The organism is Azotobacter vinelandii CA (genome assembly GCF_000380335.1).
GTDB lineage: Bacteria > Pseudomonadota > Gammaproteobacteria > Pseudomonadales > Pseudomonadaceae > Azotobacter > Azotobacter vinelandii.
Genome location: NC_021149.1, coordinates 2,942,563 through 2,968,879, shown reverse-complemented (window position 1 = coordinate 2,968,879; position 26,317 = coordinate 2,942,563). Strand labels below are relative to the sequence as shown.

22 protein-coding genes are annotated in these 26,317 nt (G+C 65.2%); 11 read left to right on the top strand and 11 right to left on the bottom strand.

All coding sequences use genetic code 11. The features are described 5' to 3' along the window. The first annotated feature begins 25 nt into the window (after positions 1 to 25). The 4 genes from AVCA_RS13105 (at position 26) to nfuA (ending at position 7,695) form a co-directional block, all read left to right on the top strand. Positions 26 to 3,133, top strand: a complete 3,108-nt coding sequence (locus tag AVCA_RS13105) for an efflux RND transporter permease subunit (RefSeq protein ID WP_012701437.1) — start codon at positions 26 to 28, stop codon at positions 3,131 to 3,133. Then, complete coding sequence (locus tag AVCA_RS13100; RefSeq protein WP_012701436.1) at positions 3,130 to 4,668, top strand: efflux transporter outer membrane subunit; 1,539 nt, start codon at positions 3,130 to 3,132, stop codon at positions 4,666 to 4,668. Before AVCA_RS13105 ends, AVCA_RS13100 begins: the two co-directional genes overlap by 4 nt. Positions 4,669 to 4,731: 63 nt before the next feature. Beyond that, entirely contained in the window at positions 4,732 to 7,002 is a 2,271-nt protein-coding gene (locus AVCA_RS13095; RefSeq protein WP_012701435.1) for a fatty acid cis/trans isomerase, read from the top strand. A gap of 108 nt (positions 7,003 to 7,110) precedes the next feature. Further along, on the top strand, positions 7,111 to 7,695 hold the full coding sequence (nfuA, locus tag AVCA_RS13090; RefSeq protein WP_012701434.1) for a Fe-S biogenesis protein NfuA: 585 nt from the start codon (positions 7,111 to 7,113) through the stop codon (positions 7,693 to 7,695). Between the two features lie 156 nt (positions 7,696 to 7,851). Here the strand turns inward: nfuA and AVCA_RS13085 are convergent, their stop codons facing one another. Together AVCA_RS13085 and AVCA_RS26440 are read right to left on the bottom strand one after the other, a co-directional pair. Further along, entirely contained in the window at positions 7,852 to 8,118 is a 267-nt protein-coding gene (locus AVCA_RS13085; protein WP_012701433.1) for a hypothetical protein, read from the bottom strand. A 206-nt stretch (positions 8,119 to 8,324) separates the two neighbouring features. Then, positions 8,325 to 8,489 carry a hypothetical protein gene (locus AVCA_RS26440; RefSeq protein WP_012701432.1) on the bottom strand — a complete coding sequence of 55 codons (165 nt, stop codon included), beginning with the start codon at positions 8,487 to 8,489 and terminating at the stop codon, positions 8,325 to 8,327. 290 nt (positions 8,490 to 8,779) lie between these two features. On the opposite strand from AVCA_RS26440, the gene AVCA_RS13080 reads away from it, so the two are divergent. Continuing rightward, on the top strand, positions 8,780 to 9,613 hold the full coding sequence (locus AVCA_RS13080) for an undecaprenyl-diphosphate phosphatase (protein ID WP_012701431.1): 834 nt from the start codon (positions 8,780 to 8,782) through the stop codon (positions 9,611 to 9,613). Positions 9,614 to 9,670: 57 nt separating this feature from the next. On the opposite strand, the gene AVCA_RS13075 is transcribed toward AVCA_RS13080, so the two are convergent. The 4 genes from AVCA_RS13075 to AVCA_RS13065 form a co-directional block, all read right to left on the bottom strand. Continuing rightward, complete coding sequence (locus AVCA_RS13075; RefSeq protein WP_041807237.1) at positions 9,671 to 11,260, bottom strand: ABC-F family ATPase; 1,590 nt, start codon at positions 11,258 to 11,260, stop codon at positions 9,671 to 9,673. A 535-nt stretch (positions 11,261 to 11,795) separates the two neighbouring features. Continuing rightward, a complete protein-coding gene (locus AVCA_RS26065; protein ID WP_139239912.1) occupies positions 11,796 to 11,993 on the bottom strand; it encodes a hypothetical protein in 198 nt (65 codons plus the stop codon). Between the two features lie 373 nt (positions 11,994 to 12,366). Beyond that, on the bottom strand, positions 12,367 to 12,588 hold the full coding sequence (locus AVCA_RS26060; protein WP_041807235.1) for a hypothetical protein: 222 nt from the start codon (positions 12,586 to 12,588) through the stop codon (positions 12,367 to 12,369). Between the two features lie 341 nt (positions 12,589 to 12,929). Beyond that, the gene (locus AVCA_RS13065; RefSeq protein ID WP_012701425.1) at positions 12,930 to 13,643 is read right to left on the bottom strand and encodes an SOS response-associated peptidase family protein; all 714 of its coding nucleotides are present in this window, start codon (positions 13,641 to 13,643) and stop codon (positions 12,930 to 12,932) included. A gap of 252 nt (positions 13,644 to 13,895) precedes the next feature. Between AVCA_RS13065 and AVCA_RS13060 the strand changes: the two genes are divergently transcribed. Both AVCA_RS13060 and AVCA_RS13055 read left to right on the top strand, forming a co-directional pair. Beyond that, a complete protein-coding gene (locus AVCA_RS13060; RefSeq protein ID WP_175555909.1) occupies positions 13,896 to 14,474 on the top strand; it encodes an antibiotic biosynthesis monooxygenase in 579 nt (192 codons plus the stop codon). 667 nt (positions 14,475 to 15,141) lie between these two features. After that, the gene (locus AVCA_RS13055; RefSeq protein ID WP_012701423.1) at positions 15,142 to 17,646 is read left to right on the top strand and encodes a bifunctional diguanylate cyclase/phosphodiesterase; all 2,505 of its coding nucleotides are present in this window, start codon (positions 15,142 to 15,144) and stop codon (positions 17,644 to 17,646) included. A 23-nt stretch (positions 17,647 to 17,669) separates the two neighbouring features. Here the strand turns inward: AVCA_RS13055 and AVCA_RS13050 are convergent, their stop codons facing one another. Beyond that, the gene (locus AVCA_RS13050; RefSeq protein WP_012701422.1) at positions 17,670 to 18,860 is read right to left on the bottom strand and encodes a type II secretion system F family protein; all 1,191 of its coding nucleotides are present in this window, start codon (positions 18,858 to 18,860) and stop codon (positions 17,670 to 17,672) included. 12 nt (positions 18,861 to 18,872) lie between these two features. Beyond that, complete coding sequence (gspG, locus tag AVCA_RS13045) at positions 18,873 to 19,301, bottom strand: type II secretion system major pseudopilin GspG (protein ID WP_012701421.1); 429 nt, start codon at positions 19,299 to 19,301, stop codon at positions 18,873 to 18,875. A gap of 366 nt (positions 19,302 to 19,667) precedes the next feature. Between gspG and AVCA_RS13040 the strand changes: the two genes are divergently transcribed. Next, positions 19,668 to 20,273 carry a lytic transglycosylase domain-containing protein gene (locus AVCA_RS13040; protein WP_012701420.1) on the top strand — a complete coding sequence of 202 codons (606 nt, stop codon included), beginning with the start codon at positions 19,668 to 19,670 and terminating at the stop codon, positions 20,271 to 20,273. On the opposite strand, the gene queD is transcribed toward AVCA_RS13040, so the two are convergent. Further along, positions 20,274 to 20,630: a 6-carboxytetrahydropterin synthase QueD gene (gene queD / locus AVCA_RS13035; protein WP_012701419.1), complete on the bottom strand. Its 357-nt coding sequence runs from the start codon at positions 20,628 to 20,630 to the stop codon at positions 20,274 to 20,276. 274 nt (positions 20,631 to 20,904) lie between these two features. Between queD and AVCA_RS13030 the strand changes: the two genes are divergently transcribed. Genes AVCA_RS13030 through AVCA_RS13020 form a run of 3 tightly spaced genes read left to right on the top strand, consistent with a single transcriptional unit; the run spans position 20,905 to position 23,209 of the window. After that, on the top strand, positions 20,905 to 21,225 hold the full coding sequence (locus AVCA_RS13030; RefSeq protein ID WP_012701418.1) for a PepSY domain-containing protein: 321 nt from the start codon (positions 20,905 to 20,907) through the stop codon (positions 21,223 to 21,225). Next, positions 21,225 to 21,890, top strand: coding sequence for a response regulator transcription factor (locus tag AVCA_RS13025; protein WP_012701417.1), 666 nt, complete (start codon positions 21,225 to 21,227; stop codon positions 21,888 to 21,890). Before AVCA_RS13030 ends, AVCA_RS13025 begins: the two co-directional genes overlap by 1 nt. After that, positions 21,887 to 23,209, top strand: a complete 1,323-nt coding sequence (locus AVCA_RS13020) for a sensor histidine kinase (RefSeq protein ID WP_012701416.1) — start codon at positions 21,887 to 21,889, stop codon at positions 23,207 to 23,209. The genes AVCA_RS13025 and AVCA_RS13020 overlap by 4 nt, the downstream gene beginning before the upstream one ends. A 79-nt stretch (positions 23,210 to 23,288) precedes the next feature. On the opposite strand, the gene nuoN is transcribed toward AVCA_RS13020, so the two are convergent. After that, positions 23,289 to 24,761 carry an NADH-quinone oxidoreductase subunit NuoN gene (gene nuoN, locus AVCA_RS13015; RefSeq protein ID WP_012701415.1) on the bottom strand — a complete coding sequence of 491 codons (1,473 nt, stop codon included), beginning with the start codon at positions 24,759 to 24,761 and terminating at the stop codon, positions 23,289 to 23,291. An 8-nt stretch (positions 24,762 to 24,769) separates the two neighbouring features. Next, positions 24,770 to 26,299 (bottom strand): NADH-quinone oxidoreductase subunit M, encoded by a 1,530-nt coding sequence (gene nuoM, locus AVCA_RS13010; RefSeq protein WP_012701414.1) that lies wholly within the window; start codon positions 26,297 to 26,299, stop codon positions 24,770 to 24,772. Between the last annotated feature and the right edge of the window lie 18 nt (positions 26,300 to 26,317).

Genomic DNA, 26,317 nt, shown 5'->3' with positions numbered 1-26,317 from the left:
AATTCGCGTCTACGGGGTGGCCGGCATGAACCTTTCCGCTCCCTTCATCCTGCGTCCGGTGGCGACCCTGCTGCTGAGCGTGGCGATCCTGCTGGTCGGCGCGCTGAGCTTCGGTCTGCTGCCGGTGTCGCCGCTGCCGAAGATGGACTTCCCGGCGATCACCGTGGAGGCCAGCCTGGCCGGGGCCAGTCCGCAGATCATGGCTTCCAGCGTGGCGACGCCCCTGGAGCGGGCCCTCGGCGGCATCGCCGGGATCAGCGAAATGACCAGCCGCAGCAGCCAGGGCAGCACGCGGATCAACATCCTCTTCGACATCGGCCGCGATATCGACGCCGCCGCCCGCGAGGTGCAGGCGGCGATCAACGCGGCGCGCACCCTGTTGCCCAGCGGCATGCGCAGCATGCCCACCTACCGCAAGATCAATCCCTCCCAGGCGCCGATCATGGTGCTCTCGCTGACCTCGCCGGTGCTCGACAAGGGCCAGCTCTACGACGTCGCCTCGAGCATAGTGGCGCAGAAGCTTTCGCAGGTGAGCGGGGTGGGCCAGGTTCAGGTCGGCGGCAGCTCGCTGCCGGCGGTGCGGATCGAACTGGAGCCGCGCCTGCTCGACCAGTACAACATCGCCCTCGACGAGGTGCGCCAGGCGATCGCCGCGGCCAACGTGCGGCGGCCCAAGGGCGCGGTGGAGGACGGCGAGCGCCACTGGCAGGTGCAGGCCAGCGACCAACTGGAGCGCGCCGCCGACTACCGGCCGCTGGTGATTCGCTACCAGAACGACGGGCCGGTGCGCCTGAGCGATGTGGCCAGGGTCCACGACGGCCTGGAGGACCGCTACAACAGCGGCTTCTACAACGACGAGGACGCGGTGCTGGTGATCGTCTACCGACAGGCCGACGCCAACATCCTCGAAACCATCACCGAGATCCGCGACCGGCTGCCGATGCTGCGCGCGGTGATCCCGGCCAGCGTCGAGCTGGAAGTGGCGATGGACCGCTCGCCGGTGATCCGCGCCACCCTGCACGAGGCCGAGCGTACCCTGCTGATCGCCGTGGCCCTGGTGATCCTGGTGGTGCTGGCCTTCCTCGGCCACTGGCGCGCCGCGCTGATCCCCGCGCTGGCGGTGCCGGTGTCGCTGGTCGGCAGCTTCGCGGTGATGTACCTGTGGGGCTTCTCCCTGAACAACCTGTCGCTGATGGCGCTGATCATCGCCACCGGCCTGGTGGTGGACGACGCCATCGTGGTGCTGGAGAACATCGCCCGGCACATCGAGGAGGGCGAGAAGCCGCTGGCGGCGGCGCTCAAGGGCTCGCGCGAGGTGGGCTTCACCCTGCTGTCGATGAACCTGTCGCTGGTGGTGGTGTTCCTCTCCATCCTGTTCATGGGCGGTATCATCGAGCGGCTGTTCCGTGAGTTCTCCATCACCCTGGCGGTGGCCATCCTGATTTCCCTGCTGGTCTCGCTGACCCTGACGCCGATGCTCTGCGCGCGCTGGCTGAAGTCCGGGCAGGAGGCCCGCGCGCCCGGTCGCCTGGGACGCTTCGCCGGCCGCCTGCAGGCGCGGGTGCTGGCCGGCTACGCGCGCAGCCTGGACTGGGCGCTGCGCCATTCGACGCTGATGCTGGTCGGCCTGCTGGCGACCATGGCCCTGAACGTCTACCTCTATGTCGAGGTGCCCAAGACCTTCATGCCGCAGCAGGATGCCGGCCAGTTGTCGGGCTTCGTGCGCGGCGACGACGGACTGTCCTTCCAGGTCATGCAGCCGAAGCTGGAGGAGTTCCGCAAGGCGCTGCTGGCCGATCCGGCGGTGCAGAGCGTGGCCGGTTTCAGCGGCGGCTCGGGCGGGGTCAGCAATGCCATGCTGATGATCCGCCTGAAGCCGATCGCCGAGCGCGGTCTGTCCGCCCAGCAGGTGATCGACCGCCTGCGCAAGAACATGCCCAAGGTGCCGGGCGGGCAGATGTACCTGATGGCCGACCAGGACCTGCAGTTCGGCGGACGCCAGGGGCGCACTTCGGAAAACGAATTCGTGCTGCTGTCCAGCGATCTCGACCTGCTCAACGTCTGGCTGCCCAAGGTGCGCGAGGCTCTGGCCGCCCTGCCGCAGCTCACCGACATCGAGGCCAAGCAGGGCGACGGTGCCCAGCAGATCCGCCTGGTGGTGGATCGCGAGAGCGCCAAGCGCCTGGGCGTGGACATGGACATGATCACTGCGGTGCTGAACAACGCCTTCAGCCAGCGGCAGATCTCCACCATCTATAACGATCTGAACCAGTACAAGGTGGTGATGGAGATCGATCCGAAGTACGCCCAGTCTCCTCAGGCGCTGGACATGGTCCAGGTGATCACCGACGACGGGCTGCGCGTGCCGCTGTCGGCCTTCGCCCGCTGGGAGCTCGGCCTGGAGGAAGACCGGGTGCAGCATCAGGGCCAGTTCGCCGCGGAGAACATCAGTTATTCGGTCGCGCCCGGCTACAGCGCGCTGGAGGCCAACCAGGCGATCGAGCAGGCGGTGGCGCGGGTCGGTCTGCCCACCGAGGTGCAGGGGATACTCGGCGGCACCAGCGGCGCCCTGCAGCAGGCGCAGAAGGCGCAGCCGCTGATGATCCTCGGTGCCCTGATGGTGGTGTACATAGTGCTCGGCATCCTTTACGAGAGCTACGTCCACCCGCTGACCATCCTCTCCACGCTGCCTTCGGCGGGCGTCGGCGCGTTGCTGGCGATCGAGCTGGTCGGCGACGAATTCAGCCTGATCTCGCTGCTCGGCCTGTTCCTGCTGATCGGCGTGGTGAAGAAAAACGCCATCCTGATGATCGACCTGGCGCTGCACCTGGAACGCCAGGAGCGGCTGAGTCCCGAGGAGTCGATCCGGCGCGCCTGCCTGCTGCGCTTCCGGCCGATCCTGATGACCACTTTGTCGGCCATCCTCGGTGCCGTGCCGTTGCTGCTGGATACCGCCGAAGGCGCGGAGATGCGCCGGCCGCTGGGGATCGCCATCGTCGGCGGTCTGGTGCTCAGCCAGTTGCTCACCCTCTACAGCACGCCGGCGGTCTACCTGTTCTTCGACCGTCTGCGTCACCGCTTCAACCGCTGGCGCGGCGTGCGCAGCGATGCCGCTCTGGATACCTCGTTATGACCGCATCCGTTTTATCTTTCCGTCCCAACCGACTGGCCTGGTCGATGACGCTTGCCCTGGGCCTGGCCCTCGGTGGCTGCACCCTCGGGCCGGACTACCAGCGACCGCAATTGTCCGCCCCGGACAGCTTCAGGGAGGGCGAGGGCTGGAAGCTGGCCACGCCGGCCGACGAGGCCGAACGCGGTCCCTGGTGGGAAATGTACGGCGATCCCATCCTCGACGATCTGATGCGCCGGCTGGATGAGTCCAACCAGACCGTCGCCCAGTCGATCGCCCAGTACCTGCAGGCGAAGGCGACGGTACGCACGGCGAAGGCGGACTTCTTCCCGACCGGGCGGGTCACCGTCGACGAAACCCGCTCGGCGACGGCCAGCGGCAGCGGCGGTACCTCGCGCCTGCCCGACGGCTCGACGGTGAGCTCCGGCGGCGGTGGCGGGACCATTTCCAACAGCTACAACGCGGTCAGCAACATCAGTTGGGAACTGGACTTCTGGGGCAAGATGCGCCGCCAGTTGGAGTCGGATCGCGCCGGCCTGCAGGCCAGCGCCGCCGATCTCGCCGCGGTGCGCCTCAGCCAGCAGTCGACCCTGGCCCAGAGCTACCTGCAACTGCGCGTGCTGGATGGCCAGCGGCGCCTGCTCAAGGCCACGGTGGAGGCCTACGCACGCACCTTGCGGCTGACCGAGAACCAGTATCGCGCCGGCATGGTCACCAAGGCCGATGTGACCCAGGCGCAGACCCAACTGAAGAGCACCGAGGCCCAGGCCATCGACCTCGATTACCAGCGCGCGCAACTGGAGCATGCCATCGCCGTGCTGATCGGCGTGCCGCCGTCCGAGCTCGAGCTGGCCGAGCTGGACAGCCTGCCGGACCTGCCGGAAATCCCCACGCTGCTGCCGTCGCAACTGATCGAGCGCCGCCCCGACGTGGCCGCGGCCGAGCGCGAGGTGATGTCCGCCAACGCGCTGATCGGCGTGGCCAAGGCGGCGCGTTTCCCGACCTTCAGCCTGAGCGCGGCGGGCGGTTATCGTGCCACCCATACAGACTACTGGTTCGAGAAGGACAACCGCTTCTGGAACATCAGCCCGGAAATGGCCCTGACCCTGTTCGACGGCGGCCTGCTGCGTGCCCAGGTGGACCAGGCGCGGGCCACCCACCAGCAGGCGGTGGCGACCTACCGGCAGACGGTGCTGGACAGCTTCCGCGAGGTGGAGGACTACCTGGTGCAACTGAGCGTGCTGGAGCGCGAGACCCGGGCCCAGCAGGAGGCGGTGGAGGCGGCCCAGGAGTCCCGCCGGCTGATGGAGAACCAGTACAAGGCCGGTACCGTCGACTACTCCAGCGTGGTCGATGTGCAGACCGCGGCCTTGTCCAACGAGCGCACCGTCCTGACCCTCCTGAGCAACCGGCTGACCGCCAGCGTGCAACTGATCGCCGCTCTCGGCGGTGGCTGGGACAGCGCCGAGCTGGACAATCTCGAGAAGCTGGACGAGCGGCTGGAACAGGCGCGGCTGGAAGATCCGCAAGAGGATTGACGGCAACGGCCGAGGCGGGGGCGCTTGCGGTTAGAATGCCGTCCCGCTTCCAGGAGCAGCCCCATGCCGCTTCGCCTTTTCCTCCTCGTGCTGCTGGCGCTCGGCGTCGTGGCGCGGGCCGAAGAATTGTCGTACCGCCGCGACATCCAGCCGATCTTCACCGCCAAATGCGTGGCTTGCCATGCCTGCTACGACTCGCCCTGCCAGCTCAACCTGGGCAGCGGCGAAGGGGCACAGCGCGGCGCCCACAAGTTGCCGGTGTACGACGGGCTGCGCACCGAGGCCCAGGAAACCACCCGGCTGTTCCTCGATGCCGAAGGTGAGGCGGCCTGGCGGCGCAAGGGCTTTCATTCGGTGCTCGACGGCGGCGGCCAGGCGGCGCTGATGGCGCGCATGCTGGAGCTCGGTCGCGGCCGTCCGCTGGTGCACAACGCCCCTTTGCCGAAGGATCTGGAGATCGGCATCGAACGGCGCAACAGTTGTCCGCTGCCCGGCGAATTCGAGGCCTTCGCCCGCGCCAATCCTCTGGCCGGCATGCCTTTCGCCGTCACCGGCCTGACCGACGGCGAGTACGCGACCCTGAGGAAATGGCTGGAACAGGGGGCTCCGATCGACGCGGCGCCGCTCGAACCGTCGCCGGCCGAGGTGGCGCAGATCGCCGCCTGGGAACGGCTGCTGAACGCGCGTGATCCGCGTTCCCGGCTGGTCGCCCGCTGGCTGTACGAGCACCTGTTCCTCGCCCACCTGCATTTCGAGGGTGGCGCGCCGGGGCACTTCTTCCAACTGGTGCGTTCGCGCACGCCTTCCGGCCAGCCGGTCGAGCCGATCGCCACGCGGCGCCCCAACGACGACCCCGGCGGCGATTTCCATTACCGGCTGCGACCGGTTGCCGACGTGATCGTGCACAAGACGCACATCACCTATCCGCTCGGCCCGCGCAAGCTCGCCCGGGTGCGCGAGCTGTTCTTCTCCGGCGACTGGCAGGTGGCGGAACTGCCCGGCCACGGTGCCCAGCACCGCGCCAATCCGTTCGAGACCTTCGCGGCGATTCCGGCGCAGGCGCGCTACCGCTTCATGCTGGACAATGCCGAATACTTCGTGCGTACCTTCATCCGTGGCCCGGTATGCCGCGGGCAGATCGCCACGGACGTGATCCGCGACCACTTCTGGACGTTGTTCCAGGCTCCCGAGCGGGATCTCTATCTCACCGACGCGCAGTATCGCGAGGCGACGACGCCGCTGCTCGTGCTGCCCGGCCAGATCGACGATATCGCCGGCCTTTGGGGCCTCTGGAGCGCCTACACGGATCGCCTCAAGCGCTACGAGAACCTGCGCCGCCAGGCTTACGCCGAGCATCCGGCCGCATGGTCGGATTTGTGGAGCGGCAACGACAACGCCTTGCTGACCATCTTCCGCCAGCACGACAGCGCCTCGGTACGCAAGGGACTGGTCGGAGCCGTGCCGCAGACCCTGTGGCTGCTGGATTTCCCGCTGTTCGAGCGCACCTACTACCAGTTGGTGGTGAATTTCGACGTATTCGGCAACGTTTCCCATCAATTGCAGACGCGCCTGTACTTCGACCTGATCCGCAACGGCGCCGAGCAGAACTTCCTGCGCCTGCTGCCGTCCGGCACGCGCCAGGCGATCCTCGACAGTTGGTACGAGAACAGTGGCCAGCTCAAGCTCTGGCTCGCCTATACCGAGGTCGACAGCGAGACGCCCTCGGTGCTGGATCTGCCGCAACGCGAACCGGTCCGCGCTTTCGCCGGACGCCTGCTGGAACGGCACGTAGCGATCAATGCCCGTCCCGATCCGTTCAACCGCTGCCGCTCGGCGCATTGCCACCGGCCTGGCGTGGCGCGGGAGTTGCAGTATGCCGAACAGGTCCTCAGCCGTCTGGTCAGCCGGCCCGCGGCCGGCCTGCCGGTGGTGCTCGCCCTGCCGGAGGCCAGCCTGCTGCGCATCGAATACGGCGAAGGAAAACGGGAGGTCTACAGCCTGCTGCGCAACCGAGCGCACAGCAACGTGGCATTCATTTTCGGCGAGCGTCTGCGCTACCAGCCGACGCTGGATACACTGACGCTCTATCCGGGCGTGCTGAGCAGCTACCCCAACTTCCTCTTCAATGTCCGTGCCGAGGAAGTGCCGGATTTCGTCGCGGCGCTGGAGCAGGCGAGGGCAGGAGCGAGCTTCGTGGCCGTCGTCGAGCGCTGGGGCGTGCGCCGCAGCCATCCGGAGTTCTGGCGCTATTTCAACGATCTTTCGGCCTGGATGCGGGAAACCGAACCGCTGGAGGCCGGGGTGCTGGACATGAACCGCTACCAGAACCTGTGAGCCGGTGCGTCTGTCGCGGGACTTCGGGATTATTCCGACAAGCATACTAGGACTTTATCCCAAGGGGGGCTTGGCGTACACTCGGGAGCATATTCGCGAGGAGCTGCCATGAGCGCCATCACCATAACCGACGCCGCACACGACTATCTGGCCGAATTGCTGGCCAAGCAGAACGGCACCGACATCGGTATCCGTATCTTCATCACCCAGCCCGGTACGCCCGCCGCCGAGACCTGTCTCGCCTACTGCAAGCCGCACGAGCGGCATCCGGACGACATCGCCCAGGCGCTGAAGAGCTTCACCCTGTGGATCGATGCCGTCAGCGAACCCTTTCTCGAGGACGCCATCGTCGACTACGCCAACGATCGCATGGGCGGGCAACTGACCATCAAGGCACCGAACGCCAAGGTGCCGATGATCGACGAGGACAGTCCGCTGGGCGAACGGATCAACTACTACCTGCAGACCGAGATCAATCCGGGTCTGGCCAGCCATGGCGGCCAGGTGAGCCTGGTGGACATCGTCGAGGAGGGAATCGCCGTGCTGCGTTTCGGTGGCGGTTGCCAGGGATGCGGCATGGTCGACATGACGTTGAAGGACGGCGTGGAGAAGACCCTGCTCGAGCGCATCCCCGACCTCAAGGGCGTGCGCGACGCCACCGATCACAGCAACCGGGAAAACGCCTACTACTGATCGATACCGGGACAGGGCGGGAATGAAGAAGGCGGCCATGGCCGCCTTTCGTTCACCAGCCGTTTCGCTGCGATCCGGCGAATTTGGCTTGTTTTTTGCTTTTACTTTTTGCAAAAGAAGCCTTGCCGGGGCAAGGCTTCATCTGTTCGGATTGGATCAGTCCGGCATGTTCCAAGGGGCGAGGGCGAAGCCCTGAAGGGTCAATTCCTGGCGGGTTTGCTGAATGACGCTGGCGAGTTTCTTCGGGTCCGAGTAGGTCGAGCAGGGAATGCGCTTGTGCCCCAGTGTCCGCGTACTGGTGCGGTCCACGACGGTCAAGTTCAGTTCACTGTTGATTTCCTGGGTCCAGGCGATGCATTGCAGGGGTTTGAAGGCGCGGTTGGCGATCAGCAGGGCTTCGTTGAAACGGAGCGAATTGGTCATGGGGCGATCCCTCTTTGAGTACCATGATTGAGGCCGTCTGGCGCGGCCATCGGTCTTTCACTTTTTCAGGCACGGCGCTATCACGTGAACGTGACACTTGTCTGAAACCTGCCTGGGCCAACGGATTCCTTCCGTCGCCCTGAATCTCATATGGGACGAAGTATAGGTCGGTGTCTCTGGTTTGATACAGATTTTTCCGACGGATGTCAGTCCAGCCTGTCCACCTGGCGATAAAGCAGCAGAAGTTTGCGGGTAATGGTGTTCCGGATACCGTTTCGCTCGAAGCTGGACCAGTGGCTGAGCTTGCCGATCCGCAGACGCTGGAGATAGGGCAGTCGCTGGCCGGATTCGCGCAGATCCCCCTTGATCAATATGGGCCGGAATGTGTCGCCTGTCGCCGAGCTTCTTCCGGCCGCCGATGACCTGTGCCAGCGCCCGCTTGAGGGGCATGTTCTCCGGTATCGATTCGCCTTCCTTGGTCGGACTTCATACATTGAAGTTTGCGGCGGTGCCCTTTCCTCTCTGCTAGCATGCCGGCGCTCGCCGAGGGTGGGAATCGTGTTTTCGTTCCCCGCGTGCGTGCGACTTCGTCGGCTGTGTCCGCTCCTCTCGGCGGGGTTGCGGGCCGCCGGGTCATTTCTGCAGTTCGGATGGGGAATCGATGGAGCTTTGGCTCGCCGCGCAGGCGTTCATCTTGGGGGTTGTCGAGGGACTGACGGAGTTTCTGCCGATATCCAGCACCGGGCACCAGATCATCATCGCCGACCTGATCGGTTTCGGCGGCGACAGGGCCAAGGCGTTCAACATCATCATCCAGCTCGGGGCGATCCTGGCCGTGGTCTGGGAGTTCCGCGAGAAGGTGTTCGGCGTGATCCTTGGCCTGCCGCGCGAACCCCAGGCGCAGCGTTTCACCGTCAACCTGCTGATCGCCTTCCTGCCGGCGGTGGTCCTCGGCGTGGCGTTCGCCGATCTGATCGAACACTGGCTGTTCAATCCGATCACGGTGGCCAGCGCATTGGTCGTCGGCGGTCTGGTCATGCTCTGGGCCGAGAGGCGCCAACATGTCATCGAGGTGCACGCGGTGGACGAAATGAACTGGAGGCACGCCCTCAAGATCGGCTGCGCCCAGTGCCTGGCGATGATTCCCGGCACCTCGCGCTCGGGCTCGACCATCATCGGCGGCCTGCTGTTCGGTCTGTCGCGCAAGGCGGCGACCGAGTTCTCCTTCTTCCTCGCCATGCCGACCATGGTCGGCGCCGCTGCCTATTCCGGCTACAAGCATCGCGCACTCTTCGAAAACGGCGGCGACCTGCCGGTCTTCGCCCTGGGCTTCGTCGTTTCCTTCATCTTCGCCATGCTCGCCGTGCGCGGGCTGCTCAGGTTCATCGCCAGCCACAGCTATGCGCTGTTCGCCTGGTATCGCATCGGTTTCGGTTTGCTGATTCTCCTCACCTGGCAGCTCGGCGTGGTCGACTGGAGCACGGCGCAGGGCTGAGCCTTCTGGCGCGCGGGGCGCAAGCTCCGCACGCTGCGGCGCTTGCGCCCTGTGCTCTCAGATCGCCACGCCCTGGCTGCGCAGGTAGTCGTCGTAGCTGCCGCTGAAGTCGGTCACGCCGCTGGCGGAGAGTTCGATGATGCGGGTGGCCAGCGAGCTGACGAACTCGCGGTCGTGGCTGACGAAGATCAGCGTGCCGGGGTAGTTCTCCAAGGCCAGGTTGAGCGCTTCGATGGACTCCATGTCGAGGTGGTTGGTCGGCTCGTCCATCACCAGCACGTTGGGTTTGGCGAGGATCAGCTTGCCGAACAGCATGCGCCCCTGTTCGCCGCCGGAAATCACTTTCACCGACTTCTTGATCTCGTCGTTGGAGAACAGCATGCGCCCGAGGGTACCGCGCACCAGCTGCTCGCCGCCCTGGGTCCACTGGGCCATCCAGTCGAACAGGGTCAGATCCTGCTCGAAGTCGTCGGCGTGGTCCTGGGCGAAGTAGCCGATTTCGGCGCTCTCGGCCCACTTCACCTCGCCGGACTGCGGCGGCATCTCGCCGACCATCGTGCGCAGCAGGGTGGTCTTGCCGATACCGTTGGGGCCGATGATGGCGACCCGCTCGCCGGCTTCGACCTGCAGCGACAGGTCTTTGAACAGCGTCATGCCGTCGAAGCCCTGGCCGACCTTCTCCAGGGTCAGCGCCTGGCGGTGCAGCTTCTTGTTCTGTTCGAAGCGGATGAAGGGGCTGACCCGGCTCGACGGCTTGACCTCTTCCAACTGGATCTTGTCGATCTGCCGGGCGCGGCTGGTGGCTTGCTTGGCCTTGGAGGCGTTGGCCGAGAAGCGGCTGACGAAGGTCTGCAGCTCGGCGATCTGCGCCTTCTTCTTGGCGTTGTCGGCGAGCAGGCGCTCGCGGGCCTGGGTCGCCACGGTCATGTACTCGTCGTAGTTGCCGGGAAACAGGCGCAACTCGCCGTAGTCCAGGTCGGCCATGTGGGTGCAGACGCTGTTCAGGAAGTGACGGTCGTGGGAGATGATGATCATGGTGGAGTTGCGCGCGGTGAGCACGCTTTCCAGCCAGCGGATGGTGTTGATGTCCAGGTGGTTGGTCGGCTCGTCGAGCAGCAGCACGTCCGGGTCGGAGAACAGCGCCTGGGCCAGCAGCACGCGCAGTTTCCAGCCGGGCGCCACGGCGCTCATCGAGCCGAAGTGCTGGTCCAGCGGAATGCCCACCCCGAGCAGCAGCTCGCCGGCGCGGGATTCGGCGGTATAGCCGTCCAGCTCGGCGAACTGCACCTCGAGATCGGCGACCTTCATGCCGTCCTCTTCGCTCATCTCCGGCAGCGCGTAGATACGGTCGCGTTCGGCCTTCACGTTCCACAGTTCCTCGTGGCCCATGATCACGGTATCGATCACGGAAAAATCCTCGTAGGCGAACTGATCCTGGCGCAGCTTGCCGAGGCGCACGTTGGGCTCAAGCATCACCTGGCCGGCGGAGGGCTCCAGATCGCCGCCGAGGATTTTCATGAAAGTGGACTTTCCGCAGCCGTTGGCGCCGATCAGACCGTAGCGGTTACCGTTGTTGAACTTGACGGAGACGTTCTCGAACAGCGGCTTGGCGCCGAATTGCATGGTGATGTTTGCTGTGGAGATCAAAGGGCTTTCCTATCAATAAATTACAAGCCACTGAATCACGCTGATACCGATTTGATACCAATTTCGAGCTTTGCGGTCTCACTCCAGTCGGAGCTTGAGTTGATCAGCGGGCGTATTGGAGAACAGCATCTGGACGTTGTTGCCTAACTGCTGGTTATAAAGCGGACTCATGCCAGCCATCAGGCCCATGGTCGCGTAGGTATGACGGGCAGTTGCGGCCGATCCCGAATGCCGAAAACGCGCAAGGCCTGTTTGAAGTGCTTGTCGGTGATGCTCGATTCCTTGGATGGAGTCGGCATCGCGCGCAGGTGGAAAAACGTCGGGCGAATCCTTGTAGTCGGAGACACTGCCTTTCTTCTGGGCAGCGATCTTACCAGCTTCGCCCAGGGCATGCAGGGCTCGGTCATTCAGTGGGACATTGCCGATCTGGCGCGTTTACCGGTCGCGCCTTGTCCTTCCTGTTGCCGGTCGAGGCCGGAACCCGGTGTCGGAAAACCCATCCGGGGCATGTCATATGAAATCCGCTCCGGTGGCATTAATAGTTTTCGTTGTCCTGCCGGCCGATCATCGCATAGCCGCCATCGACACGGCGCGGGAACGCGCCGTGACCTTGGCCCGCACTTCCTTCATCCCAGGCTGCATCGACGAAAGCGGCGCAGATCCCGGCGATCCGCATGGCGCGTTCCCGTGCCTTGCCGGTGTCGCTCGATGCCCGAGCGAGCGTTTGCGCCATGCGGCTGGTGGAGGGAAATGGGGACAGCCGCTCGAAACGGGATCGAGCCCGGTGCTTTCCGGGTAGCCATCCACTGGCGGCTGGGAGGAGAAGGAATGGCCGGTTACGCCGGCTAGTCGGGCATTGTATCGCCGCTGGCATGCCTACCAGTAGGATAGGGCTGATGACCCCTGGACTTGCAGATTACTCGAACAGGCTGCGCGCCTTGCCGGGTACCGTGAACCCCGGTATGGCCATCTCTTGGCAATGGCCGGCTGACGCCGCCTGCATGCCGATCTGCCGACGGTGTCCCCATTATATGCAAGTGATAACTATTATCAACTGATGGCCAACAATATCTCGCGCCGGCTACCGTAAACCGAATCCTCTTTCGTCACCGCTCGCTGGACGTCCTGGATCTCGACCGATCCTTGGCCAGGGGCGCACCACTGGTGATGACTTGCCCCGTATGTCGCTTCTGGATGGCTCTGGCTTTCGCTTTCCAGTAGGCATCGCCTTTGGGTTTGAAACGGCGAGGCCTCAGGGCGAGGTGGATCGCCATTGCCACGACGGCGAGAGCGGCGATCGCTGCGGCGCTAATCCAGAAATTATTCATGAAGATCCTTGGTAATCAGATGGAAATGTGTTGCTGCGGCCCCGCCGGACCATTGCCGGCAGGCCACTTCCGACGAGGCGACGCGTAGAAGTGGCAAGCCCTCGGCATGGCCAGGTTCGCGCGGCAGAGCGGCGGAGCATGCCGGGACGGCACCGTCAGGCCCGAAGCTGCCTGCAGTCGGGTTCGGGTCGGCGGCCCACGGGCGGGGACGGATGGTGCATGGCCGGGACGCCAAGGATACGACGCTCGAAGAGCGTAGGCGAGCCGATCCCGTGCGGCCTGAACGGCCCGGAGAAAAATTCCTTGCGGTGGTCGCGGCGCGGAAACGGTGTCCTGCCGGCTCATTCCGTCTCGATCGTTCCCTGCGGCCGGATCAGCTCGTTTCCTTCCTCGCGCACATTCCCCACGGCCAGTCCGACCGGATACCACTCGAACGCCGCCGACGGCATGCCCCGGTGAAGGGCGATTTCCTCTGCCTGGGCCGGTGTCCGTCGCGGGTCGATCCAGGCGCGGGCCATATCCGCTCCCAGGACCAGCGGCTGGCGGTCGTGGATCTCGCCCATCCGCCCCTCGCTGGGCCGGGTGATCAGGGCGAAGCCATCCCCTTCGCGCAGTACGGCGCCCTCGCGTGGAAAGCGGCCGATGGCCGGGAAGAACAGCGGTTCGCCGCTCTTCAGGTGAAGGAAGAAGGGCTGTTTTCGCCCCTTGCCGGCCGCATCCGGCCGCCATTCGTACCAGCCGTCGGCCGGTACCAGGGCGCGCCCGGACTTCCAGGCCTCCCGCCAGAAGCGGCTGCTCGCCAGCGTTTCCACCCGGGCGTTGATCGCCGGCGTTCGCGCTCGCGGCCCCTGGGCCCAGGCTGGCGCGTATCCCCAGGGAACAGGCTCCATGCGCAGCCCGTCGGCGTCCGCGTGGATCAGCAGCACCCGTGTGTGCGGGGCCACGTTGTAACGGGCGATCGGCACGGGGTCGATGCCGGACGCCAAGGGTGTTTCGCTGCGTAGCGCCTGCAGGTAATCGATCGCCGTCCGGTACTGAACGAATCTGCCGCACATAGCCGGCCTCCGTTGCATGTTCTTTCTGCTTCGAAGTATTGCCAGCGTCCGCGGGGGTGGCCAGGAAGCCTGTCGGTGAGGCCGCATCCGGCATGAGCCATCGCGCAGCTCTGTCTCCTCGAGTATCCGGGGGTTGGTTGTTCGCCGCCGGATGGGGTAGTTTGGGCCTGCCTTTCGGTGGGTTTTATCCAGATCCGCCGTTTCTTCGGCAGGCCCTACCCGGGTAGCCGGATACTCAAAAGGAGATACAGGATGTCTAACGCCCCTGTCACCCTCATGGTGGCGCGCCGTGTGGCTCGCGGTCGCTACCGGGCTTTCAGCGTCTGGCTCGAGGATGGCCGCCGTCTGGCCGCCGGCTTCGATGGCTTTCTCGGGTCCGGCGTATTGGCGCCGCCGCCCGGCGACGATGAATACCAGATCGTCTTCCGCTTTCGCGACCAATCCACTCTGTCCGCCTGGGAACATTCCGCTTCGCGGCACGCCTGGCTGGCCCGTGGCCGGGGTCTTTTCGAGGCGCCCCACGAGCACCGCGCCATCGGGCTGGGAAGCTGGTTCCAGGACGCCGTGGGCAACGGTCCGCCGCGCTGGAAGCAGGCCATGGCCATCTGGCTGGCGTTCTTCCCCGTTTCCCTGGTGTTCCAGTGGCTGTTCGGCGATACCCTGGGCACCTTGCCGCTCTTCCCGCGGATATTGCTCAGCACCCTGATGATGACGCCACTGATGGTCTTCCTGTTCATCCCGCTCGTCACGCGTCTGCTGGCTCCCTGGCTCAATGGCCGGCCCGCCATGCAAGGGCGCCTCGAGCGATTGCCGCATCCGGGCCGCGCATAGCGGGCGAGCCGGCGCTCGGGCGCCGGCTCGATGTTCTTCACCCGTCTTCCGCGAAAGACCTTTCGGGTGCGGCGACAGCGCCGGGCCTCCGGTGAGCCGTCGCCGGGACTTCGAGGTATGGTCGGCCGTGGCTGGCAGTCTGTATCGGCTCCATTTCCCCGGTCTTGAGCCGTCCAATCGACTAAACAGGCCATCCATGGAGGGCTTGTTTGACCCTCTCGCGTCGAGCCGAGATGGCTACAGTGGGGCCTCCCTCGTCACTGATCGATACGCCTGTGTCCAGGTCCGCCGCTTCGCTTTGCATGCCGTCGGATGCCGATGTCCGCTTGGCAGCGCATTCGGATGACCTCTTTCCCGGGACGCGACGATTCAAGGCCTGACGCGGCTTCCCGTGGCGGGGGCTGTCCTGCTCCTTGACTGACGGCAGTCGTTTCCGCAGTCACGGTTGAGGCGGACCGATCCTGAAATCAGGAGCGCGGGCGTTGTCCATGCCATACGCGTTCGAATCCAGGCAACCCCCGACACGCCGGCATGGCTGGAAATCGCATTCGCGAACGTGCAGCCCTTGCCAGCGAGTTTGCGAAAACGGGGAGCGCAAGCATTTTGTACGCGATGACATGGCGCGATTTCATTCGGCTGCAGCCTGTCTTGAGTGGTGGTGCCTGACATGCGGAAAAACAAGAAAAACAACGCTTTGGGCAAGCGCTGGTCGGGAATGTCGCTGCTGCTGGCTGTCTGGGGTCTGATTTGTCTATTCGGCGGTTCGCTGCCGCCGGTAAAGTATTTTCTGACGCTGCACCAGATGGTGGAAACCGCTTCCATCGTGGTGAGCGTGCTGATCTTCGCCGTTGGCTGGCACACTTTCAGGATGCATGGGAACCGCGTCATCCTGATGGTCTCCTGCACCTTTCTGGGTGTGGCGATTTCCGACTTTTCGCACATGTTGTCCTACTCGGGGATGCCCGATTTTCTCGGTCCGAACTCCCCGGAGAAGGCGATCGGTTTCTGGCTGCTGGCACGTTGTCTGACGGCGCTGGGCGTCCTGATCATCGCCTGCCTGCCCTGGCGGCTGGAGGTTTCCGGCCGCTCCGCCGCGATCGACCCGGACAGATGGAGAGTCCTTCTTGTCACCCTGTGCGCCATGGTATCGATCCATCTGGTCCTGCTTCTGTTTCCGGAGATACTTCCGAGGACTTATCAGGAGGGCGTCGGCCTGACGGAGTTCAAGCGGGGAGTCGAGTTCTCCATCATCGCCATCCATGCCGCCAGCATAGTCTTGCTGTCGGTACGAAGACGCAGGGATATGGGGCTCGAGAAAGGCCTGCTGATCTGCTCCCTGCTGGTCATGATGATGGGGGAGTTCTTTTTCACGATATATAGCGATGTCACGGATGCCTATAACATCTTCGGCCATATCTACAAGATAATTGCCTACTTGGTCTTGTACAGGGCTATCTTTGTCGAATCCATTCTCGCCCCTTACAAGTTTCTTGAGGATTCGAGGCAGCATGTCGAAGTTCTCATGGGGGCGTTGCCGGATATCATTCTCGAGGCTCGCCTCGATGGCCTGCTCCTCAGTGCCCACGTTCCGACGGATGGAAAGCTGTTCGGAGAGAAGAAGCCGAAGGCCGGGGATTATCTTCAGGATCGGCTCCCCTCCCAGGCCATGGACTGTCTGACCGGGGCGATGCGGGCGGCGGAGAGCGGGGGACAGGGCACGGGGCTGCGGTTCCGGACCGGCAAGGGGGCGGAGGAGCTGGTTTTCGATGTTTCGGCTTCGTTGCTCGCGCAGAGGTCCGATAGGAGCAGTCATTTCGTCATCCTGATCCGGGACGTGACGGAACAGGCCAGGAATCAGTCCAAGATCGAGCAGATGGCGCACTTCGATGCGCTCACCGGGCTTCCGAACCGAACGCTGTTCAATACCTGCTTCGATGTCGAGGCCACGCGCTGCGAGAAGCAACGGCAGCCTCTGGCGTTGATCTTCATGGACCTCGACAACTTCAAGAACGTCAACGATTCGCTGGGTCATAAGGTCGGCGATGCCCTGCTGGTCGAACTCGCCGCCCGCCTGGAAAAGGTCCTGCGCCCGAGGGACATGGTGTCCCGCCAGGGAGGCGACGAGTTCATGTTCCTGCTTCCCGAGGCGGACGTGCGCACGGCCGAACAAATGACCGAGTGCATCAAGAGGTCCGTCGAAGTGCCCATTCAAGTGGGGCAATATACGCTGCACGTTTCCGCGTCGATGGGCATCTGCATGTTTCCCCAGGATGGGCGGGATCTCGAAACCCTGTCCAGCCATGCCGACATCGCCATGTATCGGGCCAAGCAGGAGCGCCGCAGCCACTATGCGTTCTTCTCGGAGGAAATGCAGGCGTGCGCGGCCAGATCCCTGCTGCTGGAGGGAGCGCTGCGCGAAGCGGTCCAATGGGGGCAACTGGATGTCTATTACCAGCCGCAGTTCGACATAACGGGAAGAAAGCTGGAAGGCGCCGAGGCTCTGGTGAGGTGGCGCCATCCCGAACTGGGGTTCATCAGTCCCGCCGAGTTCATCCCCATCGCCGAGATCACCGGTCAGATCATCAAGATAGGCGATCTGGTCCTGCGCAGGGCCACGCAGCAGATGAGGCATTGGCTGGATGCGGGTTTGCCCGGGGACATGAGCATCGCGGTCAACATCTCCATGGCGCAGTTCCGCGATACGGCCCTGCTGGAAAAGATCGACACGGCGCTCGCCGAAAGCCAGTTGCCGCCATGGGCGCTCGAACTGGAGCTGACCGAAAGCGTGGCGATGGACGATCCCGAGCAGGTCGTCGACATCGTGCGCAGCCTGCGCTCCCGGGGCGTGAAGCTTTCCATCGACGACTTCGGCACCGGCTATTCGTCGCTCAGCTATCTGAAGAAGCTGCGGGTACACAAGCTGAAAATCGACCGTTCCTTCATCCAGGCCATTTCGTCCGCTGGTAGCGACCGGAGCATCGTCCAGGCCATCATCGGCCTGGCCAAGGATCTGGACATGCAGACCATCGCCGAGGGCATCGAGACCGAAGAACAGCGCCAGTTGCTGGAAGCGCTGGGCTGCGATTCGGGGCAGGGCTACCTGTTCTGCAAGCCGTTGCCGGCCTCGGAGTTCCTGCCTGCGCTGCTCGAGTTCTCCACAAGCCCCTGGTGACATCCCGTCCGCTCGTCGCGGAACTACTGGATGCTCGATGCCAGTTCGAAGATCGGCATGTACATCAGGACCACGATCACCCCGATGATCAGGCCGATGAAGGTCATCAGCAGCGGCTCGAACAGCCGCACGAACCAGTCGATCCAGCGTCCGGTCTCCTCGTCGTAGAAGTCCGCGGTGCGTTCCATCATGACGCCGAGATTGCCGGCCTGCTCGCCGGCACGCAGCATGCGCAGGGAAACTGGTGTCGCCAGGCGGTTCTCTTCCAGCGAGCGGGACAGGGCGTGGCCCTCGCGGATGAGTTCGGCGGCCCGGTCCAGGCGGGTGCGCGAGCCCGGGCCGAGCAGGCCGCGGACCATGCCCAGGGCGGTGAGGATGGGGATACCGCCCTGCAGCAGGATGCCCAGGGAGCGGTAGAAGCGCGCCATCTCGTAGATGAACAGGCGCTCGCGGATGGTCGGAACCTTCTCTACCTGCCGGCCGAGGGCCCTGCGAACCCGCTCCTGGCGCAGCAGGAGGGCAAGGAGGACCAGGCTCGGCAGCAGGCTGCCGAGCAGCGCCTCCTGATGGGTATGGATGAACTGCCCGACGCTCAGCAGCACCCGGGACAGCCATGGCAGGTTGGAGCCCAGCCCCTCGAAGACCAGACTGAAGCGCGGCACCACGTAGCCGATCAGAAACAGCAGTACCCCGTTGCCGACCACCAGCAGCAGGAGCGGATAGACCGAGGCGCTGACGATCTTCTGGCGCACTTCGTCCATGCGCGTGCGGTAGGCGACATAGCGGCCCAGGGCATCGCCGACCGCGCCGGTCTTCTCGCTGGACTGCACCAGCGCCACGTAGAGGGGCGGAAAGACCGCGGGGAATTCGCCCAGCGCCTGAGAGAGGGACTTGCCCTCGTAGAGCAGGCGCACCAGATCGGCGAGGATCTTGCGCGCCTGGGCGTCGGACTCCTTCTCGGCAAGGCTTTCGAGGGCGTCGATCAGCGCCAGGCCGGCGTTCAGCAGGGTGGTCAGTTCCTGGCTGAACAACACCAGCGGGAAGGCCTCGCGGCGCCGCCAGCGGAGCGGCGACCAACGCCTTTCGGCGCGCAGGCTGAGCACCTTCAGGCCCTGGTGTTCGGCGAGGCGCCGGGCGTCGTCCGGGCCCGCTGCCTCGAGGACCAGCGATACCACTTCCGCGGCGTTGCGCATGCCTTTGATCTGAAAGCGCATGTCCGGGTCCCGTCACTGCCAACTGGTGATTTCCGCGTTCTCGCCTTCGCCGCCGGGCTGACCGTCCTTGCCGAAGGTCAGCAGGTCGTAGTCACCGTTTTCACCCGGCGAGCGGTAGACGTAGGCGCGGCCCCAGGGGTCCAGCGGCACGCCTTTTTGCAGATAGGGGCCGGACCAGCGCGGTTCGTCGCTGGGCGCCGCAGCCAGGGCATTGAGGCCCTGCTCGGTGCTGGGGTAGTGGCCGGTTTCCACACGGTAGATGTCCAGCGCCTTGCTCAGACCCTCGATCTGCGCGCGGGCGACCTTGGTTTCCGAGCGACCGAGCTGGTTGAAGTATTTGGGGCCGACGATGCCGGCCAGCAGGCCGAGCACGACCAGCACGACCAGCAGTTCCAGCAGAGTGAAGCCCGGACTGCGGCGAGCCTGGGCGAGGGTATGCATCCGTTTCCGTTTCATCTGGCTGACCTCGGGTTCCGCTGACGGAAGGAGCCATGCCGTGACAGCGCCCGGTACCGGGCGCTTCCGCACCGAGGGTCTCGGGCACTGCCGCCGGCAGGCGATAAACGCCGGAGCGCGCCGTGGGGTCAGCAATCTTCAGGCCAGGCGCCAGGAGCCGTATTTCGCGGGCGCGCGCTTCGGCCCAGCGGGGAATTGGGGGTTTTCACCCACCTTTCCCCGCTGTGGGCGCACTCCACGGCATCTTCGGGCCGCGGTGAGGCCCACTGCGCCGGAAGCGAGCGCGCTCTTTCGAGCGCTGCACGATTCTTGCTCGGCTGCCGAAGGCGCATGCCATCGGGAGAGGGATGCATGGGACGGGTGACTGCGATCGTGTTCGGCATGGGCGCCGTGCTGGCGTCGGCGATGCCGGCATATGGCGATATCTACAGGGAGGTGGCGGCGGACGGCAGCATCGTCCTCACCAATGTCCATCGCCGGGAGCGCAAGAGCGTGCGCCTGCGCCGCGAGCCACCGCCCGTGTCCGCGGCCGCCGCACCGAAGCGCGATACGCTGGCCGCTGCGCTGCCCTATGCCGCGCTGGTGGCCGCCGCGGCTGCCGAGCACGGCTTGCCCGAAGCGCTGTTGCATGCGCTGATCCGCGCCGAGTCCAACTACGATCCGCGTGCCGTTTCGCCGAAGGGGGCGGCCGGTCTGATGCAGTTGATGCCGGATACCGCCCGCGAACTGGGGGTGGTCGATGTCTGGGACCCGGCCGCCAATATCCATGGCGGCGCCCGCTACCTGAAGCGCCTGCTGGATATGTTCGATCAGGATCTCGGCCTGGCCGTGGCCGCCTACAATGCCGGTCCCGGGGCGGTCATCGGTAGCGGCGGCGCCATCCCGCCCTTCGCCGAAACCCGGCGCTACGTGCCGAAGGTGCTCGAACACTACCGCCGCCTGCAAAGCGGCGGCTGATCAGTCGCCGCGGTACTCGCAGCCGCTGGTGCAGGTTTCGTGGATGCGCACCCGGGAAAGCTCGGGCAGCAGAGGTTTGAGCTGTCGCCAGATCCATTTGGCGAGAATCTCGCTGGTCGGGTTCTCCAGACCTTCGATCTCGTTCAGGTAGTGATGGTCCAGCCGTTCGTAGATCGGCTTGAAGATCTCCTTGATCTCGGAAAAGTCGCGAATCCAGCCGGTGTGGGGATCGACCTCGCCCTCGATATAGATGGCCACGCGGAAGGAGTGGCCGTGCAGCCGGCCACATTTGTGTCCGGCCGGAACCCGGGGGAGGCGGTGAGCCGCTTCGAATACGAATTCTTTGAATAATTCCACTGAACAGTGCCTTGATGGGTGAGTTGGACGCTTCCCGCTTCGGGCGCGTCCCGCAGGCGCGCGGGGTGGATTTTAACCCCTGAGCCGGCTTATGGTTCCACCGGGAACGACCGGAAGTCGCCGTTCAGCCTGTATTAAGGCACTGGCCCCAGACTGGTCGAAGAGGGGCCTCGGGGGACGGCGGTTCCTGCCAGCCTCTCTGTCCACCACGTTTTTCGAGGGATTCTTCCATGCTTGCTTTCATCGTCCCGTCCGCAGGATGCGCCTTCGGCCAATGATGCGCGCGTGTGCCCGCTTCGGAGCCTGGGGGGCAGCCCTGCTCGCCGCCTTCTGCCTGTTGAGCGCGGATGCGCGGGACCTGGATCAGGACCAGGCCCTGCGTCTGCGTCAGGAGGGCGTCATCCTGCCGCTCGAACAACTGGTCCGCAGTGCCCTGGACCGTTACCCGGGCGCCAGTCTGCTCGAGGCCGAACTGGAGGAAGAGCACGGCGCCTACGTTTATGAGGTGGAACTGCTCACGACCGGCGGGGTCGTGCGCGAGTTGGAACTGGATGCCCGCGACGGCCGCATCCTAAAGGACGAGGAAGACGACTGATGCGTCTGCTGTTGGTGGAAGACTCGGTCAGCCTGGCCGATGAGCTGGTGGCCAGCCTGCAGCGCCAGGGCTATGCCGTCGATTGGTTGGCCGATGGGCGCGATGCCGCCCGCCAGGGGGCCTGCGAGCCTTACGATCTGATGATTCTCGATCTGGGACTGCCCGGTAAGCCGGGGCTGGAGGTGTTGCGCGAGTGGCGCGCCCAGGGACTGGCCACACCGGTACTGGTGCTCACCGCCCGCGCTTCCTGGGCGGAACGCATCGAGGGGCTGAAGGCGGGGGCCGACGACTATCTGTGCAAGCCCTTCCATCCCGAGGAACTGCAACTGCGCATCCAGGCGCTGCTGCGCCGGGCCCACGGGCTGGCCAATCAGCCTCAGTTGGAAGCGGGGGGACTGCAGCTCGATGAAGCCCGTCAGGTGGTTCGCTGCGGTACGGAGGATATCGAGCTCACCGCCGCCGAGTTCCGCCTGCTGCGCTACCTGATGCTGCACCCGGGCCAGTTGCTCTCCAAGGGGCAACTCGCCGAGCATCTCTACGACGGCGAAACCGAGCGCGACTCCAACGTCATCGAGGTGCACATCAACCGCCTGCGCGGCAAGCTCGGCCGGACAGTGATCGAAACCCGCCGAGGCCAGGGCTACCGCTTCGCCGGTGTGCATTGAGATCGATCCAGCGCCGGCTGGGGCTGGGGCTGATCGGTGTCCTGCTGGGCGCCGGGCTTCTGCTGGCGCAAAGCACGCTCTGGATGCTCGATGCGGGGCTGCGCCGCTACCTGCAGGACGATCTGCGCGAGCAGGCGGAAGCCCTGCTGACCGGTCTGGTCCGTGGACAGCAGGGCATCCAGCTGGATGAGCCGCGCCTGCCGGGCGTCTACCAGCGTCCCTATTCCGGCCATTATTTCCGTATCGACCTGGCTGACGAGAGCTGGCGTTCGCGCTCCCTCTGGGACCATGCCCTGGCGGTTTCGCCCGGCACGGGCCTGCAGGACGGGCTGGTCGACGGTCCGAACGGGCAGCGTCTGCTTCTCTACCGTGCCGACTACCGGCGTTTCGGCCAGGACATTTCGATCAGCGTGGCTTCCGACTATACGCCGATCCTGCAGGCCTACCGGCGCGTGCAGGGGCTCGGTTGCCTGCTGGGGCTGGGCGTGCTGGTTCTGGTGGTGCTGCTGCAGCGACTCACGGTGCGCCGGGCCCTGAAACCGCTCGAAGAGGTACGCCGCCAGGTCGAGCAGTTGCAGCAGGGGCTTCGCCAGCAACTGGACAGCGGGGTTCCCGTCGAGCTGGAGCCATTGGTGGCACAGATCAACCACCTGCTGCGCCAGACCGAGAACACGCTGCAGCGGTCGCGGCATGCGGTCGGCAATCTCGGCCACGCCCTGAAGACGCCGCTGGCCGTGCTGACCAGTCTGGCCGCACGGGACGAACTGGCTGCCTGCCCGGAACTGCAGGCGTCGCTGCAGGAGCAACTGGCGCAGATCGAGCAGCGCCTGGCCCGGGAACTGGGGCGTGCGCGGCTGGCCGGCGAGGCGTTGCCGGCCAGCCACTTCGATTGCGCGGCGGAACTGCCCGGACTGTTCGCCACCCTGGCGATGGTCCACAACCGGGGGCTGGCGCTCGATTGGCAGGCGCCGCCAGGCGTGCGCCTGCCGTGGGACCGGGAAGATATGCTGGAGCTGCTCGGCAACCTGCTGGACAACGCCTGCAAGTGGGCGCGGACGCAGGTGAAACTGGAAATCGCCGGTGTGCCGGGCGGCTGGTCGATCCTGGTCGACGACGACGGTCCGGGAATGGCCGCCGAATTCCGTGCCGAGGCCATGAACCGCGGCATCCGTCTGGACGAGCAGGTCGCCGGGCACGGACTGGGCCTGGCCATAGTGCGCGATATCCTCGAGGCCTGGCAGGGCAGGCTGGCGCTGCAGGACTCGCCGCTGGGGGGATTGCGGGTGACGATCGAGTTGCCGGCGCGCAGGGAAGCGTGAACGGGAGGGGGAAAGGAGTTCCGCTGAGGTGTGCCGACACGGCGGAGCGCAGTCGCTCCGCCGTGTCGGTGATCCGGCTTCAGCCGACCAGCAGGCCGCTCTGCTGCACCAGCTCCAGCAGGGGTTGCGGGTAGACGCCGAGGCCGAAGGCCAGCAGGGCGATGAGCAGCAGCATGATGCCGCCGCTGCCCAGGTTCCAGCGGAGCGGAGCGTCGCGACGCTGCAACTTCGGCTCGACCAGGTACAGGGTGACCGTCACCCGCAGGTAGTAGTAGACGCCGATGGCGCTACCGATGACCAGCGCCGCGAGCAGCCACCAGAGCCCGGACTCGACGCCCGCGGCGATCACGTAGAACTTGCCGATGAAGCCGGCCGTCAGCGGGATGCCGGCCAGCGACAGCATCATGGTGGTGAGCACGGCGGTCAGGTACGGACGGCGCCAGAACAGGCCGCGGTACTCGTACAGGGCGTCGGCGTCGCGGCCGCTGTAGGGCGTGGACATCAGGGTGATCACCCCGAAGGCGCCGAGGCTGGTCAGCACGTAGGACGCCAGGTAGACGCCGATCGCCTCCACGGCCATGCCCTCGCTGGCGATCAGCGCCACCAGCAGGTAGCCGAAATGGGCGATGGACGAGTAGCCGAGCAGACGCTTGAGGTTGCTCTGCAGCAGCGCCAGCAGGTTGCCGAGCAGGATCGAGGCGACGGCGATCAGGCTCAGCAGGTCGTTCAGCCAGCCGCCGGACGTCGCCGGAGAGATCTGGTACAGGCGCAGCAGCACGGCGAACACCGCGACCTTGCTGGCGGTCGCCAGGAAGGCCGAGACCGGTGCCGGCGCGCCTTCGTAGACGTCCGGCGTCCACAGGTGGAAGGGCACCAGCGACAGCTTGAAGGCCAGGCCGATCAGCATCAGGCCGATGCCGACATGTATCAGGCTGCCCTGCACGCCGTCCGGCGCCAGGGCGTTGCCCAGGCTGGCGAAGCTCAGGCTGCCGGATTCGGCGTAGAGCAGGGCCATGCCGAACAGCAGGAAGGCCGAGCCCGCGGCCGAGAGCACCATGTACTTGATGCCGGCTTCCAGCGAACGCCGGTTGAAGAAGGCATAGGCGACCATGCCGTAGACCGGTACCGAAAGCAGTTCCAGGCCGATGAACAGCCCGGCCAGGTGCTGGGCCCCGACCAGCACCAGCGCCCCGGCCGTGGCGAGCAGGATCAGCAGGTACATTTCCTCGCGGTTGCCGGGATAGCCCGGCGTGCCGCTCTTGTCGCCCATGTAGGCATGGATCAGGGTCACGCAGGCCAGGGTGGCGACCAGGATCAGCGCCGTGTAGAACGCGGCGAAGCTGTCCATCTGCAGCAGCGGGGTGACCGCCAGCGGCGCGACCTTGGCCGCCGGAATGACCGACAGCAGGGCGAGGTTGAGACCGGACACCGAAAGGATGAAGGTCAGCGAGTGGTTGCGCTTCCAGGCGATGCCGAGCATCACCGCCACGATGGTGGCGGAGGTGATGAGCAGCGGCAGCAGGGCGATGAGTTGTTGCGTCGTGATTTGCATGGCTCTACTTACCGGGCCGAAACGAGTTGGGTGAGGGCGGTGCTCAGCCACTGCTGCACGCCTTGCATGCTGGCGGCGGAAGTGTCGAGAACCGGCTGCGGGTAGACGCCGAGGAGGATCAGCAATCCTGCCAGGCCGAGCACCATGCTCAGTTCGCGGGTGTTCAGACCGAGCAGGGCGCCTTCCGCCCTGGCCGGGCCGAAGTAGGCGCGGTGGATCATGATCAGCGAGTAGACCGAGCCGAGCACCAAGCCGGTGGAGGCCAGCACGGTGATCCACGGCGCCTGCGGGAAGGTGCCGATCAGGACCAGGAATTCGCCGACGAAGTTGCCGGTGCCCGGCAGGCCGAGCGCGGCGGCGGCGAAGAACAGGCTGACCGCCGGCAGCCAGGGCATGCGTCCCCAGATGCCGCCCATCTCGCGCATGTCGCGGGTGTGCAGGCGTTCGTAGAGCTGGCCGCAGAGGATGAACAGCGCGGCGGCGGAGAGGCCGTGGGCGATCATCTGCACCACGGCGCCCTGCAGGGCGATCTGGCTGCCGGAGTAGATGGCGATCAGGATGAAGCCCATGTGCGACACGCTGGAATAGGCCACCAGGCGCTTGATGTCGGTCTGCGCGAAGGACACCAGGGCGCCGTAGACGATGGCGAACACGCCGAGGCCCATGGCGATCGGCGCGAATTCGGCCGAGGCGTTGGGGAACAGCGGCAGGGCGAAGCGCAGCAGGCCGTAGGCGGCGGTCTTCAGCAGGATGCCGGCGAGGTCCACGGAACCGGCGGTCGGCGCCTGGGCATGGGCGTCGGGCAGCCAGGAGTGGACCGGGATCACCGGGAACTTCACCGCGAAGGAGATGAAGAAGCCGAGCATCAGCAGGAACTCGGTGCCCGGCTCCAACTGGGTCTTCAGCAGATCGGCGTAGTTGAAGGTGAGTACGCCGGTCTGGCTGTAGTGGACGAACACCAGGCCGAGGATGGCCACCAGCATGACCAGGCCGCTGGCCTGGGTGAAGATGAAGAACTTGGTGGCGGCGGTGATCCGGGTGCTGCCCGTACTGCCGCTATGACCCCAGAGCGCGATGAGGAAGTACATCGGCACCAGCATCATTTCCCAGAAGAAGAAGAACAGGAACAGGTCGACGGCCAGGAAGACGCCGACCACGCCACCGAGAATCCACATCAGGTTGAGGTGGAAGAAACCGACCTTCTGCTGGATTTCCTTCCAGGAGCAGAGGACCGAAAGCACGCCGAGCAGGCCGGTGAGAACCACCATCAGTATCGACAGGCCATCGAGGGCCAGGTGTACTTCGATACCGAAACGCTCGATCCAGCTCAGCCGGAACTCGGAGGTCCAGAGGGGGGCGGCTCCCGGTGCGGGGGCCAGGGTATAGTCCCCGGTGGCCCACAGCCAGAGGCCGAGAACCAGCAGCAGGGACATGGTCAGCAGCGCGATCCAGCGCGGCAGGGTGGTGCCGAAGCGCTCACCTTGCCAGCACAGCAGGCCGCCGATGAAGGGGATCAGGATCAGCCAGGGCAGAATCATGACGGGCTCAATTCCTTT